Here is a 14,811-nt window from a genome sequence, read left to right as displayed (position 1 = left end):
AACGCCGACTATTGGAGGGGGGCAACTCTTCGTTCCTGTCTCGTCACTTGAGGTAACCGCTGCCGCCGATCCAAATTATGCATGCTGCACTTTCAGGGGTTCGGTCGTGGCACTTAATGCCAAGTCGGGTTCCGTAAATTGGCGGCATTACAGTGTTACCGCTCCGGGCGTTCGCTATGGCAAGACCAAAGTTGGAACGGATATCATCGGACCGTCGGGCGCTCCAATTTGGAACAGCCCCACTTTTGATGCGACAACAAACCGGGTCTATTTCGGCTCTGGAGAGAATTACTCTTCCCCGGCTGATGGGAATAGCGACGCTGTGTTTGCGGTAAATGCAAAAACGGGCAAGCGGATTTGGAAGTCGCAGCTAACCAAGGGCGATGCCTGGAATGTTGGTTGCATGATAGGCAATGACAATTGCCCTAAGGAAAGCGGCCCTGATCTCGATGTGGCGGCTTCAGTTCTTCTTGTGCCCATTGGTGGCGGAAAAACCATGATCGTCGCCGGACAGAAATCGGCAGATGTGTTTGGCCTTGACCCGGACACTGGGAAGCCTGTCTGGAAAACGACACTTGGGCATGGGGGAACGCAGGGCGGTGTCCATTTTGGGATGGCAGCGCAAGGGCGTCTTGTTTATGTTCCAATCAACGACATGGCAGATACGAATGACGGCCGCGTTTATAATGCAAAGTTGCGCGGATCTGGTCTTCACGCAATCGATGGCGCAACTGGCCGTGTGTTCTGGAAGTCATTAGCAGATAACGTTTGCGGCAAGAAAGCAAACTGTGATCCTGGCATTTCCTCGGCAGTTACGGCTCTAACAGGATTTGTTTTCGCGGGGCATCTTGATGGTCGCTTTAGGGCCTATGACAGCCGTACTGGCAAACCGATATGGACTGTGGACACAACATTGCCCGTAAAGACGATTTCAGGTTCGACAGCGAGAGGCGGAGGCATGAGTGGCCCAGGTGCGGCAGTGGCCAATGGCCATGTCGTCGTTAACTCGGGCTATGGTCTTTATAACCATATGCCCGGTAATTTGCTGATGATCTTCACACCTGGCGGAAAATAATCGCAGCTGCGCCTGGCCATATTTAGGTCAAAGCTTTTCAATCCAGTCGCCAAGCATGGGTTCGACGCGCATGTGAGCCGGCACGCGCTCGGGCCCTATCTGGCGATCTGCTTCCTCGTGCCAATGATAGATGCGGCGTTCCTGATAGTTGAGGGGGATGCCTATGAACCCAGGACCTTCGACTGATTCTTGAATTTTTCCCGCGAACCTCAGATCTTCGAGCAGGATCGTTTCAAAATTTTTGATCCGCGTGTCCCAAAGCGGGCTGAGATCTTCTGCTGGAAGCTTAGGGCCAAACCAATGGCACTCAATCCGCATCGTGTTCGCCGATTGCGGCCAGAAAACAAGCATGGGTATACCCGTTGCCGTTGGGGGCATCACGATGTTGGGAAAAATGTTGTAACTGACATTGTTTATGCGGGGTATCTCGGTGACGCTTTGGATTTCCGGCATTCCCCGTGTGCCGGGATCGATCCAATCGGGCCGACGATTGGGCGTGACCATCCGTGAATGGCCATGCGGCCAAAGAGTAGCGGTCATACCGCGGTGATCGAGGAACCGATCGGCCGTGTCCTGATGGATCGATTTTAGATGATACACTTCCAAAAATACATCGAGCAGAACTTTGACGTTGCATGGTACGTCATAGCTGCGCGAATGGACGAGCATGAGATTGTCGAGATCGAATTGCCGAAGTTCGCTTTCCAAAGGTCCCAAGCTTTCGAGTAACCCTAGCGCATCAGGGTCCTCGTTGATAAAAATCCAGCCTCCAAGCGTTTCACAGCGGACGTGCAGCAGCGACCGACAGGCAAAGTCGAGATCGACGAAATCGCGCTTGTCGCGTACCGATTTCAACTCACCGTCGAGCGCATAGCTCCAGCCGTGATAGCCGCACACAAACCCCCGGCCCTGACCGGCCTCTTCTGCGACAAGTGGGCCGCCGCGATGGCGGCAGGTGTTGTAGAAGGCGCGCAATTCACCTTGCAGATCACGTACGATTAGAATGGGCGTCCCGGTATTGCGCGTTAGGAACCAGCTGCCCGGTTCGGCGACTTGGCTAGTGTGGCCGGCATAAAGCCAGCTGCGTTTCCAAAGACCCTGCTTTTCCAGTTCAAGAAATTGCGGATCGATGTAGCGGGCCGCTGCTATGTCGGGCAGCCGCGGAAATCCCGCCGGGGGCTTAGTCCGCGCGGCTTCGAATGCGATGTTTTCTTTGATCCGCCGCGTCGTCTTCGCATCCATAGCCCATGACCTTTATAAAGTGCTGGATTCCCGTATAGAGCGCTAACCTGAAACGACAATCATGATTGCTTTTTCAAGGTATTTCAGGCATCTTCAGAGGGCAAAGTGTACGGATTTGCCGAAGGGATTTTCATGAGTTTTCGACTGATAGGACACACCGTTGATCAAGGATACTGAAACCGTGAAGGTTCCTGTTGCACCGCTTTCGGATATTCCCGAAAATGGGACCCGTAAGTTCGTCCTGCATGGAAAGTCTGTGCTTGTCGCACGAACCCCTGCAGGCGTGTTCGCTATCGAAAACAGGTGTAGCCATGCCTTGCAGGCCCTCGAAGGCGGGAAATTGAGGGGGTTTCATATCTTCTGTCCGGCGCACGGTGTGCGCTTCGACATGCGGGATGGTTCCGCCATGGGGAGATTAACCAAATTGCCGATAATTGTATGGGACGTCGAAATAATTGACGATGTCATCTACATCGGAATGGGCGTTGAATGAACAGGTTGCTTTATATCGGTGCCAGCCCACGCAAGGAACGGTCGCGATCGGCCATGGTTGCCGATCGTTTTCTGGCGCGCCTTAAAGAGCGATATCCGGCGTTATCAGTCGAGCGTCTTGACGTGTTCGACATAGATTTACCCGCGTTTGATCAAGATGCAGTTGCTGGTCGCTATCATTTGCTCGCCGGCAACGCGTTTGATCCCGAGCAGGCAGACGCATGGCGGGGTCTGAAGAAATGGACTGATCAATTCCTTTCATTTGATAGCTATTTGATAGCCACGCCGATGTGGAATTTCGGCATCCCGTATCGGCTGAAGCAGTATATTGATATATTGACCCAGCCGGGCCTTACATTCCGCAATGATAGCGATGGCAATGTCGAGGGGTTGGCCCAGGGGAGGCGTGCGATAATCGTTGCTGCCAGCGCAATGCCCTTTGGCAGCCTGCCAGAAATTGACGGGCTGGATTTTCAACTCGCCTATTTGAAGGCTTGGCTCGGGTTCATCGGCGTGACAAACATCGGCGCTGTGCGCGTGGCTGGTACCTTCGGGCCTGACGATGTTGTTGCGGCCGCCATGGCACAGGCATTTACCGACGCGGACCGACTTGCTGACACGATGTGACCGCGCGGCGAACTAGGTTGGTTTATTAGGCCGGTATTCAGGCCCCGGATCCAGGCCTAACTTGCTGGCTTACCTGCGACAGGCCGGAATTTGGGCATAGTGATTTCAGCCGACCACTGCTCGAAAATTACTTCGACGGCGACACCGCATTTGACGCTTTCGACGTCGCAGCCGACGACATTGCTCATCATTCGCGGGCCCTCCTCAAGCGTGATTAGGGCAATGACATAGGGGACATCGGCGGCATAAGCGTCTGACACGGCGCGCGTGACGATAGTATAGGTTTCCACAGTGCCGCGCCCACTGGCTTCACGCCATTCGAGATGTTCGGACATGCAGTTTGCGCAGATGACGCGTGGGTAGAATTGATGCGTGCCGCAGGCCGTGCAATATTGCAGCAATAGCTTATGATCGCGACAGCCTTGCCAGAAAGGCCCGGTTTCTGGGGTTGGGCGGGGGAGAAATTTGTCCATCTGGCCCGTCATTAGTGGCGCTCCCTCGCAAGGATCACTGTGGTATGGCTGGACATGATGCCGCCCTGGCCATGCACAATTGCGACTTTGGCATCCTTGACCTGACGCGCGCCCGCCGTGCCGCGAAGCTGGGTCACGGTTTCGGTGAGCGCAAACATTGACCCAGGGTTGCCTGGATGACAATGGGATAGAAGTCCGCCATGGGTGTTGACTGGTAGCATGCCACCAAGCTCGATATTACCATTTTCTACGAACGCTCCGCCTTCACCCTTTTGACAAAAGCCTAGATCTTCAAGCTCCACCAGCACCGTGGGCGTGAAACAATCGTACAGTTGTGCGAAGTCCATGTCGCTCGGCCTAAGACCCGCCATGGCATAAGCCCGCCGTCCCGATTCCACAGCGAAGGATGTGGTCAGGCTTTGTGCTTGGCTGATATGTTCATGGCCATGCCCTTCGCCCACACCTAGAATATACACGGGGTCGTGAGGGAAATCAGCAGCTCTATCAGCCGAGGTCATGATGATCGCTGATCCACCGTCCGACACCAGAGAGCAGTCAAGCAGGTGCAAGGGATCGGCAATCATACGCGAATTCATGACGTCGTCGATTGTGATAGGGGTGCGCATTTCGGCGGTCGGGTTGAGGCAGGCATGTTTGCGGCAGGCAACGGCGATTGCGGCGAACTGTTCGGCGGTTGTGCCATATTTGTGCATATGGGCACGGGCAATGAGGGCGTAAAAAGCTGGGACTGTGGGGCCGAAGGGAATTTCAAATTGAGAATGGCCGGCCGACGACTGCATTTTCATAGCCTGGTCTCTTGTCAGGCCGCTACGCAAACTGTCGGCCATCGTGATCAGGACGGTGGTGCACATGCCGCTGACGATCGCAGCAGCCGCATGATGCAGGATCGAAAAGGTCGTGCTGCCGCCAGCACCAACGCTCATGCAATAGCGGGGGAATATTTGCATATACTCGGCCATTGCTTCGGCGTGATACATATACGGTTCGGCCATCGAATTGCAGGTGATCAGCCCATCGATCTGGCCCTTTGTGATATTGGCATCTGCCATAGCGCGCCGCGCCGCATCGATACACAAGCCGGTGGGGCTGAATTGGGGAAGCTTTCCCACCTGAGTATCCGCAGCCCCAACAATTGCGACTTTTCCCCGCAAGTTATCCATAGTTGTTCCGATCAGGCCTTGTCGAAGGCAACGACGGCAGTGCCCGGAACGATAACGTCGCCGGCTTCATTCTTGATGAAGACTTCCAGTGTTGCGGAACCCTTGTCATGATCCACCGAAAGCACACGCCCGCCTGAGGTGACTGTCTCGCCTATATATGCGGCTTTGCGGTTCGAATATTCAAGCTGTGTCATCTGACCCGCGCCATCCAGCCATTCTATGACACATTGGGTTAGCCAGTCGCCAAGCATCGGCCCCGACATCACAATACCCGGATAGCCCTCGACTTCAGTGGCGTAAGGCATATCGAAATGGATGCGATGGGCATTCCAAAGAGCAGCGCTGTACATGAAATTTTGGACGTTATCTGGAGCGTAAGCGCGACCGGGTAAGGCGTCGCCTGGCTTGAGGTTTGTTATTTCCGCTGTGTTCATTACCGCAAGAGCCGTGTTGTTTTTTCAGTGAGGACAAGTTCGCCAGCGGCCGTTTCTACGCGCATTAAAACTTCATAAAAAATGATCGGCCCCTGCGAGCCCGATTTTTCATAGATGTTGGTGAGGGTGCGGGTGGCAACCAGCACGTCCTCTGCCATGATAGGTCTGAAATAATCGATACTGAGGCCGCCGGCCATTGCTTTTTCAAGCGGAAATTTGGGTAGCAATTCATCGATTGAAACGCCGTCGGGGGTCAGCTTGTCAAGTTCCACCATGTCCCAAAACAGAGCGAGATGAAACAAGGGTGGGGCTTCATCGCCATCCAGATATTCTTTTTTCTTCCAGCCCGTCGCAATTGAATATTTACGTATTTCGCGCCGAGAGGCAATTTCGGTCCGAGGTGCGGACGTCCGGCCAATGCAAGCAAGCAGATCACCACTCAACAGCCCATCCGTGCTTACGGCATTTTTTCTGTCTGGTTCAGACAAGGTTAACTGCTGTTGTGCTGTACTCATGCTTCATTACTTTTCAAAAATTTTCTGTCTGAATTTCTTGGTCCGCTTATCTGAGATTCATGATTAAATCCACACTAGATATTAGCCTGGTACAGGCCAAGTTTGCCTTCGCGCGCTCTCTTATGTTCGCCTTTGGGTGACATCAGATACTTTGAAGCAGCTTTCTGAGTAATCTGGTCTGGGTAGTGCTGGCAAGCCAGCGCGCATCCCTGCTTCTAGGTCATCTAACAGCCGCAATCATGGCTTTGGTTTTCATTGTCCCCAGTACCTCCGAATGACTAGCCGAGGATATGCCGCGTGCTTAGGCAACATCCATGGGCATAGCACCAGGTGGCGCATGGGGCGGCATTTGGCCGGCCACTCTAGCGGCGGCCGTTAGCTGGCCTTTACGACTACTTCGCCGATCATCGGCTGATACTCGCTGAAGTTCGGCTTTGCAGACGTCGCGCCAATAGTGGCCCCGGCATCTGTGGTCAGCGTGTGACCAGTTGTATAGCCTGATTCATCGCTTGCCAGCCACAGAGCAGCGTTTGCCACGTCTTCGGCTAGACCTGGTCGCCCGTGCAGTGGGGAAACTTCAGCCAATATTCGCTTGGCTTCTTCGATATTACCAGGATCGCCGGTCAGGACATTTGCAACCATGGGCGTCGCCATGCTTGCTGCGGCAATTGAATTCACGCGAATTCCAAAATGGCACAACTCAGCAGCGACGTTTTTGGTCATTCCAACGACAGCGTGCTTTCCTGCTGCATAAGCATGCGGCCCAAGTCCGCCCATTAAGCCAGCCGTGCTTGCCATGCTGATTATGCTGCCGCGTTCCGCTGGCTTCATGACGCGTGCTGCGTGCTTCATGCCAAAAAACACTCCATTGATCAGCACCGCAAGCGAAGCCGCCCATTCATCGGCCGGGGTTGTATCAATCGGTCCCACTGCGCCAATAATGCCGGCATTATTGAACATAATATCCAGCTTACCGAACCGGCTGACGGCAAGATCCACAAGCGCCGCGACATCGTCCTCTTTCGTCACATCACACACAGCAAAAGCAGCTTGGTCGCCAAACTGTGCTGCAAAAGCTTCGCCCGGGCCGCGTTGTATATCGCCGATGACGACTTTGCAGCCTTCTGCAATAAATCGGCTCGCCGTTGCAGCACCGATACCCATTGCTCCGCCGGTGATGACCGCTACTTTATTTTCCAGCCGCATTTACCAATATCCTTTTTGCCATCCCCAGCCTCTTTAAGACGTATGAATGTAGTTTTGTTAATGTGTCTTGTTGAATGCCCGATGCGAAGCCGCCTATGACAATTTCTTAAATGTCAGTTGCGGAAAACCCTCGTCAGCTGATTGGTCCAAGGCATCATAATATGCATTGGCACCGCCGAAGTAAATCAGAACACGCGCACCTTTATCGTCCCGATTGGCACCCATCATCCAAGAGTTGACCTTGTCTCCGTCTGCCATAAGCGTTTGCTCGTGAATATTACTGGTAGCGGTAGTCCATTCAGCTTCAGCTGCTGCTTGCGGCTCAAACACGTCTAACCCCTCGCGTTCCATCTTATCAATACAGCGCGAAATCCACATAGCGTTTTGCTCAATTGACGTCGGCAGGTTAGCAAATGGTGCCTGAGGCCCGGTAACCACGAACATGTTCGGGAAACCGGTGACACATACCCCCATTATACTGCTCGATTGGACCTGCCACTTGTGACTGAGCGTTTGCCCGCTTACACCACGGATCGGAAATGCCTCCAGCGCGCCTGTGTAAGCCTTAAAGCCCGTCGCCAGCACGATGATGTCAAATTCAAACTCATTTTCGGTAGTGCGTACACCGGTCTCCGTAATCTCTACCAGAGGTTCCTGATTTTTGATGTCGACCAGACGCACATTGTCTCTGCTGAATGCTTCTAGATACCCATGATCGAGCGGCGGGCGCTTTGCGAACAGAGGATAATCATCGAAATTCGGCACAAGCAATTTGGCTAGCGCTGGATCTTTTATGCGCGCTTTCATCTTTTTGCCAATGAAGTCGCCTGCCATCCGGTTGGCTTCAGGGGTGGCGAGAAGATCGTCGAAGGTTTCAAAAACCCATCGAAAGCTACCCGTCCAATTCTCTTCAAAAATACGCTCCCGTTCGTCGGCCGGCGTGTCGATTGCATTACGCCCCACAGGGCTGTCGAAGGCCATTCCGAAAACGTGGTTCCGGCACTTCGATATAATGCCGTCGTAATTGCTTTTTATTTCCTTTTCCCACTCGGGCGTCATCAACTTTTGCATTGCGGGTAAAATATAATTTGGCGTGCGCTGGAAGACCGTGACGCTGCCAGCGGTTTCGGCGACAACCGGCAGCATTTGTACCGTTGTTGCACCCGCGCCAATAATCCCCACCTTCTTGCCCGCGTAATCTAAACCTTCGGTAGGCCAGCGGGACGAATGAAAGATCGGCCCCTTGAATTTATCCATACCGGCAATTTTTGGTATCATCGGCTCCGAGATCATCCCCATTCCGCTGATGAAATATTTGCATGTAAAGATACTGCCGTCGCCAGTTGTCACCTGCCAGTAACCGCGCTCCTCCATATACTGGGCGTCGACGATCTCCGTATTAAGCTGAATATAAGGCCACATGTCGCATTTGTCGGCGACGAACCGCATATAGCTCTGTGTCTCTTTCCGACCAGGATAACGATGTGTCCACGACCATTCTTGCAGTAGTTCTGGAGAGAAGGTCAGGCAGTAATAATAGCTTTCACTGTCGGTGGCTGCTCCCGGATAATGGTTCCAAGCCCAGGTGCCGCCAACATCCGAGGCCCGGTCGAACACGCGCACGTTCAGATCCAATTTTCGCAGATAATGGATAAGGGCTAGTCCGGCGAAGCCGGCTCCTATGACAATGGCGTCATAGTCCAAGGTTGGCAGGTCTTCCCGATTTTTGGTCGCTACGCTTGCGTCGGCATTATCTATCGTCATCGCACTCTCCAATAATTCACCGGTACCCCTGTTGGTGTCGGTCATTGCCTCTCAATGTATTTAACTTGTAGTTATCCACTCAGGTTCGGTCATTCCTACCTCAGCAAGAATATCCTCCCTATCGGCATCGCGCTGCCACATCTTAGGCAGAACGACCTTTGTTTCGCCAAACCTAGGCGCTGGATGCGGTTGCATCCAGCCCCCTGACTTAACGTAGCTACCTCTTGCGCGGTTGTGATTATGCTCTGGCGCCTCAGCCATCGTTACAACTTCGGTGTAACAACAGTCGCGATGTTGCAGTAAAGCCGTCCAGGCCTCGCGAGGAGCCGAAGAAAAAATCTCTCTCAACCGAACCTTCATGGCAGGCCAATTTTCTTGGTCAAGCTGCGCAGAGAATAGCGGGTCGTCGCCCAGTTCCAGCGCTTCAATAAAGCGTGCATAAAACTGCGCTTCAATGGCCCCGATGGCGATCAGCTTTCCATCTGCGCAGGCGTAGCTAGAATAAAATGGTGCGCCCCCGTCGAGGAGGTTCTGACCTGGCTCTTTTTCCCACATGGCGTTGTGCTTTAGGGACCACATGCCAGCCATTAATGCCGCAGACCCTTCGGCCATGCTGCAATCAATCACACGCCCGTGGCCGCTCTGTCGTGCAGCCAATAGAGCCGATACAAACCCGAAGGCGAGCATCATACCACCACCGCCATAGTCCCCGATTAGGTTCAGCGGCGGCGTTGGCGGCTTGCCATCCTGACCCAGCGCCGCGAGGCACCCGTTAATTGATATGTAATTGAGATCATGTCCCGCGGCATTGGAAAGTGGCCCTTGCTGTCCCCAACCGGTCATCCGCCCATACACTAAGGCGGGGTTGCGTTGCATTAGAACCTCCGGCCCCAATCCTAAACGCTCCGCTACCCCGGGTCTAAAACCCTCAATAAGACCGTCAGCTGTTTCGGCGAGCCGAGCTACGATTTCAATCGATCCAGGACGTTTCAAATCTAATGTGATCGAACGCCTTGACCGCAGCAGAACATCGCATTGCTGCTCCTCTACATTGGCCCCAGGTCGATCTATGCGTATTACCTCGGCTCCATGGTCTGCAAGCATCATGCCGCAAAACGGAGCAGGACCGATTCCGGCCAATTCTATCACCCGCACCCCATCAAGAACCGGCTGCTTCAAGTTGCAGTCAATACTCTGTGCACCACTCATTTTATGTCCGTTCCTGCAGCGCAGATATTAGGCGTTGTCCAAGCACCGTAAGCAAACCCCGTTACCGCCACCGAACGGTGCGCCAAGAGCGTTAACATTAGCGAATCTAGGGCTTTTGCCAAGCCAATTCTCCCAGATTATCGAGTGCCGCCCACGACATTTTACCGGTTATTTGCTAGCGTCTAGCAAATGAAAAATCAAGCTTAAAAAGATAGCATTAAACTATTGAAATATTTATATTTTTAAGAAAAAATTTCGAAGAAATCTAATCTATTGTAAATGTCTTCAAGGTCAATCGGCGAAACGCTTCAAACTGCTTGGGCAGGTCGACATTGCTAGGGGCGACAAGCCACTGGTAGATAGTCCCAAAAATAAAACTGCAGAAACCGAATGCGTAGCATTCTGCGTCTACCGCAGTGTCGATTTCGCCGCTCGCGATCCCTTCTTTGACCCAGTGGGCGACGTCGCCGCGATAGATTTCATGATATGCTGCAAGATGATCGCGGACATCGTTGTGCGCGCTGATCGACTCAAACCACAGGATATACATAGCCTGCATGTATTTGGAGTGGCTCGAAAAAAAATCTTCGACCGCGCACAATGCTGCTAGGCATGCCTGAACGCCGCCGCGTGTTCCAACCTTGTTAGCCAGCTCCTGGGTCCAACTGGTATTGAAGTGCAGAACAAGTTGACCGAACAGCGCATCCTTCGATCCGAAACGGCTAGACGCCAGCCCTCGCGAATAGCCGGCGCGTTCCCCGACGGCCTTCAGCGTCGTTGCATGTGTACCTTGCTCGACTATCAATTGCATGGCTGCATCGAACATCCGGGCATCAGATAGGGCCGTTCGTTCCGCTTGCGTGCGTCGACTGACGCGTGGCCTGCCGCGCGTCTTGGGCAAAGCAGTTTGAAGGACCTCCGTTACCTCGCGAAGGGAAGCCTTGCCCTTCATCAGGGGTAGCGCGCTCATCGAGTGTCCTCAATCTTCTCAAACTTAGACTTGCCGGGCGCAAATGCCTCGCGCAGTGCCTGCTTGTCAATCTTGCCAACACTGGTCAGTGGTAGGCTATCAATCTGTGCCCAATATTCAGGGATCCAGAAGCGTGCAACTCGATCCTGTAAGGCGCGTCGTAGGCCCACAAAATCCGGCCTTTCGCCATCTAGTGTCGTAACAATTGCCAATGGCCGCTCTTCCCAACGCCGGTCGGCGACTGCGATTACTGCGGCTAGGTCAATACCGGGAAGGCTCGAAATGTGATTTTCGAGTTCCGCCGAAGGTATCCACTCGCCGCCTGATTTTATCAAATCTTTTAACCGGTCTGTTACCTGCACATATCCGCGTTCATCAATCGTCCCAGCATCGCCAGTGTCCAGCCATCCGTCGTCGGTTAACACGCCGCTTGAAGCAACGCCGTGATAGCCCCGCGCAATCCATGCACCGCGCAGTTGCAAGCGCCCGATGGTTTTGCCATCTTCGCTGAGGCGCCTGCCATCGTCGTCGACCAAGCGCACACGAACACCTGGGACAGGACGTCCGCTTTTGGCTCGCAAGCGACGCGCCTCTTCGTCGGATGCGTCGGCAGCGGGGTGAGACAGAACGCAAAGTGGGCTAGTTTCGGTCATTCCCCAACCTTGGATAAGCGGCACGTTCCAGCTTCGCTCAACCTCAGCGATGAGACCTTCGGAAACTGCCGAGCCACCCACCACGATGACACGAAAGCTTCCCATATCGACCGGGTCCTTGGCATCTATGCGGAGCAGATCGTTTAAGATGGTTGGCACGGTGGCGGTAAATGTAGGCGCTGTTCCGCGGATCATTCGGCGGATCGCTTCAGGCTGCAGATTTGGACCCGGCAGGACGAAATCTGCACCCGCGAGCCAGCCCGAATAAGGCAATCCCCAAGCATTGGCATGGAACATAGGCGGCAGCAGTAAAATTTTATCACTGTTACCTAAGGCAAAGGCGTTTTTGGCCATCGATGCCAGGCTATGTAGGTATATTGTACGATGCGAATACACGACCCCTTTCGGATTGCCTGTTGTTCCGGATGTATAACAGGTAGCGGCGGCTGCGGTCTCTTCAATATCGGGAAATTCGACAATCGGTTTACAGTCGGCGATAAAGTCTTCGTAGAGCGTCCATGGCTTTTCAAGTCCAGCGAGCCCTGTTGCACTGCCGGTAACGAGGATGTGTTTAAGCGCGCCGAGCGAATTGATCTGGGGTAGGAGGCCGGCAAGCAAATCGCCGTCGGCAATTAGGAAAGCGTCGCCGGCATCGGCCATTATGTAGCGGATCTGATCAGGATGCAGCCGCAGGTTGAGCGTATGGAGTACAGCGCCCATTGCGGGCACGGCAAGATATGCTTCGAAATGAGCGAAATCATTCCAGCTTAACGTTGCAACACGCGTATTCTTGTCTACGCCCGCCAACCGCAACGCTGTGGCAAGTCGGCGCGCGCGATTGGCTGTTTCGGCATAACTTCGCCACGTCATGTGCTCGCCGTCGAATAGGCCTATGCGGCTTGAAGCATGAATGCGCTCGCCGTGGGCAAAAATTGCAGCGGTGCCAAGCGGCTCGTGCATCATGGTGGCGTCCATCAGGCGATACCCTTTATCTGTGCAATGCGTTGGGCTGCATCAAGTAATGCCGGCACATCGTGCTCAAGGCCGCGTTCATAAGGTCCGTCTACTTGACCATTGCGAAACAAAACATAGGCGCCCTCGACGATCACGGCGAGACGCCATAGTGCAAAAGCTTGAAAGTACGAAAGATGTGCGATCGAGAGCCCCGTTGAGCTTGCCCAGCGCTGCGCCAATTCACCACCGCCGATAACTCCCTTAACATTGGAGACGCGCTGCACAAATGCGAAGCCGAGTGGAAGACTTTCATCGCGGTTCCACATTGCCGTGACGAGCCCGACGTCGACAAGTGGATCGGCCAATGTTGCCATTTCCCAATCGAGTATTGCCCTGACTTTTGGTTCAATCGGATCCATCAACACATTGTCGAGGTGATAGTCGCAGTGGACAATCCGGACCGTCTCGGGCTCTGGAACGTTGTCGGCGAGCCAAGTTCCGAGCACTTCGACCAGCGGTAAATCGCGGACTTTGCTGGCTAAGCGCACCGCACGCCATCGTTCGATCTGGCGGGCGACAAAATTCCGCGCCTTCTTTACATCGCCCAGCCCTTCAGGAACTGGCGTAATTGCGTGTACTTTGGCGAGGGCATCTATCAGTGCGATGCCGACAGCATCGATAGTTGCGATGCTGTTCGAATAAGCCGGCGGCAAAGCGTCGGTAATCGCCATTCCCGGTACGAAGCGCGTGAGAGAAAATGGGGCACCCAATATTTCCGCATCGTCGCAATATAATAGGGGTTCGGCAACCGGCGCATTGCCCGCGATGACCGAGATGAAACGAAATTCGCGCGAGATGCCGGCGCCGGCAAGGTCAGATACCGTATTGGTAGGCGGGTGACGAAGCACCAATGGACCGCTCGCGGTTTCGACAAGGCTGGTCACATTGGCGTTGCCCCCCGTCAACCTGCGGACGATGCGTACTTCGGTAAATCCGGAACTCCCCTCCAGCCAGCGGCAAAACCGCTCGGCCGGATCGCTTACAGTCGGCACAGTAGCCCGCCATCGTTGGAGATTGTTGAGCCAGTCATATAAGGCGATCCTGCCACCCACCAGACGACATTGGCCAGTTCGTCGGCAGTGCCTTCGCGACCAAGTGGAATACTCTCTACGAGCTTCGCTTTGGCACGAGGCGATATGCCCGCCGTCATTTCCGTTGAAACCATGCCAGGGATTACGAGATTAACTCGGACGCCCCGACGCGCAAGTTCAACGGCTAACACCTGCGTCAGTCCCGCCAGCCCCGCTTTTGACGCGCCATATGCAGCATCGCCGGCAAAGCCCCTAAGACCGACCACGGCACCAATGTTAACGATTGACCCTCCCTCACGCAAATATGGCAAGGCTGCCCGCACGCAATTAAGAGGGCCGGAGAGGTTGGTATCAATAACGTCGTGCCAATCACCCTGAGAAAGAGAACCAATTAGCCCGCCACGATGCAGGCCCGCATTGTTGACAAGGACATCAATGCCACCCCAACGCTCGGCAACTTGCTCACAGGCGCCCGCTAAGGCCGACGGATCGGTTACATCGGCGATAACGCCTATAGCATTATCACCAATTATACGGGCTTCATTCAGAACGTTCTCCCCGCGAGCAAAAAGGGCAACCCTATCCCCATTGCGCGCGGCGAGCCTGGCTATCGCGAGGCCAAGGCCTCGCGATGCACCAGTTACTACCCATCTCCGTGTCTCAAGCTTTGACTGCCTTGTCACTGCAGTCCTTCTCAGAACGATTGGCTCACAGCGACGCCCCATGTCCGACTTGGACGAGGTGCCCCATAGCTCCAGATACCCTGAACGTCATAGCCAATCGTCCAGCCCTTTTCATTGGCCAAATTCTTGCCGAACAAGCTAACCGTGGTTTTGTTAAATCGTGCGTTGATAGATGCGTCCACTAGGAACTGGCCACCGTTGCGCAGGTTTGGATTGTTGAGGAAGGTGATTTCATGACCGCC

General features: G+C 54.1%; 16 protein-coding genes and 1 pseudogene. 3 read left to right on the top strand and 14 right to left on the bottom strand.

Going from position 1 to position 14,811, the window contains the following annotated elements; genetic code table 11:
• A partial coding sequence (locus tag QE270_RS01220) for a PQQ-binding-like beta-propeller repeat protein (RefSeq protein WP_300034035.1) occupies positions 1-1,075 on the top strand: 1,075 nt, incomplete at its 5' end.
• A 27-nt stretch (positions 1,076-1,102) separates the two neighbouring features.
• On the opposite strand, the gene QE270_RS01215 is transcribed toward QE270_RS01220, so the two are convergent.
• On the bottom strand, positions 1,103-2,317 hold the full coding sequence (locus tag QE270_RS01215; RefSeq protein ID WP_300034033.1) for an aromatic ring-hydroxylating dioxygenase subunit alpha: 1,215 nt from the start codon (positions 2,315-2,317) through the stop codon (positions 1,103-1,105).
• Positions 2,318-2,477: 160 nt separating this feature from the next.
• Between QE270_RS01215 and QE270_RS01210 the strand changes: the two genes are divergently transcribed.
• Positions 2,478-2,810 carry a Rieske 2Fe-2S domain-containing protein gene (locus QE270_RS01210; RefSeq protein ID WP_300034031.1) on the top strand — a complete coding sequence of 111 codons (333 nt, stop codon included), beginning with the start codon at positions 2,478-2,480 and terminating at the stop codon, positions 2,808-2,810.
• Entirely contained in the window at positions 2,807-3,436 is a 630-nt protein-coding gene (locus QE270_RS01205; protein ID WP_300034029.1) for an NAD(P)H-dependent oxidoreductase, read from the top strand. The genes QE270_RS01210 and QE270_RS01205 overlap by 4 nt, the downstream gene beginning before the upstream one ends.
• A 56-nt stretch (positions 3,437-3,492) precedes the next feature.
• Here the strand turns inward: QE270_RS01205 and QE270_RS01200 are convergent, their stop codons facing one another.
• From QE270_RS01200 to QE270_RS01145, 13 genes and pseudogenes are all read right to left on the bottom strand, one after another.
• Complete coding sequence (locus QE270_RS01200; protein WP_300034027.1) at positions 3,493-3,771, bottom strand: OB-fold domain-containing protein; 279 nt, start codon at positions 3,769-3,771, stop codon at positions 3,493-3,495.
• Positions 3,772-3,777: 6 nt separating this feature from the next.
• Positions 3,778-3,909, bottom strand: a pseudogene (locus QE270_RS10725) (zinc ribbon domain-containing protein); the annotation flags it as partial.
• Positions 3,910-3,920: 11 nt separating this feature from the next.
• On the bottom strand, positions 3,921-5,090 hold the full coding sequence (locus tag QE270_RS01195) for a thiolase (protein WP_300034025.1): 1,170 nt from the start codon (positions 5,088-5,090) through the stop codon (positions 3,921-3,923).
• Positions 5,091-5,101: 11 nt separating this feature from the next.
• A complete protein-coding gene (locus QE270_RS01190) occupies positions 5,102-5,524 on the bottom strand; it encodes a hypothetical protein (protein ID WP_300034023.1) in 423 nt (140 codons plus the stop codon).
• Entirely contained in the window at positions 5,524-6,039 is a 516-nt protein-coding gene (locus tag QE270_RS01185; protein ID WP_300034021.1) for a MaoC family dehydratase N-terminal domain-containing protein, read from the bottom strand. Before QE270_RS01185 ends, QE270_RS01190 begins: the two co-directional genes overlap by 1 nt.
• A 375-nt stretch (positions 6,040-6,414) precedes the next feature.
• On the bottom strand, positions 6,415-7,245 hold the full coding sequence (locus QE270_RS01180) for an SDR family oxidoreductase (protein WP_300034019.1): 831 nt from the start codon (positions 7,243-7,245) through the stop codon (positions 6,415-6,417).
• 93 nt (positions 7,246-7,338) lie between these two features.
• Positions 7,339-9,054 (bottom strand): NAD(P)/FAD-dependent oxidoreductase, encoded by a 1,716-nt coding sequence (locus tag QE270_RS01175; RefSeq protein ID WP_300034017.1) that lies wholly within the window; start codon positions 9,052-9,054, stop codon positions 7,339-7,341.
• A gap of 15 nt (positions 9,055-9,069) precedes the next feature.
• Positions 9,070-10,218 carry a CaiB/BaiF CoA-transferase family protein gene (locus tag QE270_RS01170; RefSeq protein WP_300034015.1) on the bottom strand — a complete coding sequence of 383 codons (1,149 nt, stop codon included), beginning with the start codon at positions 10,216-10,218 and terminating at the stop codon, positions 9,070-9,072.
• A gap of 265 nt (positions 10,219-10,483) precedes the next feature.
• A complete protein-coding gene (locus QE270_RS01165; RefSeq protein WP_300034013.1) occupies positions 10,484-11,188 on the bottom strand; it encodes a TetR/AcrR family transcriptional regulator in 705 nt (234 codons plus the stop codon).
• Positions 11,185-12,804 (bottom strand): long-chain-fatty-acid--CoA ligase, encoded by a 1,620-nt coding sequence (locus QE270_RS01160; protein WP_300034011.1) that lies wholly within the window; start codon positions 12,802-12,804, stop codon positions 11,185-11,187. The genes QE270_RS01165 and QE270_RS01160 overlap by 4 nt, the downstream gene beginning before the upstream one ends.
• A gap of 11 nt (positions 12,805-12,815) precedes the next feature.
• Positions 12,816-13,847, bottom strand: a complete 1,032-nt coding sequence (locus QE270_RS01155; RefSeq protein ID WP_300034009.1) for a phosphotransferase family protein — start codon at positions 13,845-13,847, stop codon at positions 12,816-12,818.
• Entirely contained in the window at positions 13,835-14,569 is a 735-nt protein-coding gene (locus tag QE270_RS01150; RefSeq protein WP_300034007.1) for an SDR family NAD(P)-dependent oxidoreductase, read from the bottom strand. Before QE270_RS01150 ends, QE270_RS01155 begins: the two co-directional genes overlap by 13 nt.
• Before the next feature lie 11 nt (positions 14,570-14,580).
• The coding region (locus QE270_RS01145) for a TonB-dependent receptor (RefSeq protein ID WP_300034004.1) at positions 14,581-14,811 on the bottom strand (231 nt) is incomplete at its 5' end.

The organism is Sphingorhabdus sp. (assembly GCF_029865925.1).
Classification (GTDB): domain Bacteria; phylum Pseudomonadota; class Alphaproteobacteria; order Sphingomonadales; family Sphingomonadaceae; genus Sphingorhabdus_B.
This window is presented reverse-complemented; position numbering and strand designations above follow the sequence as displayed.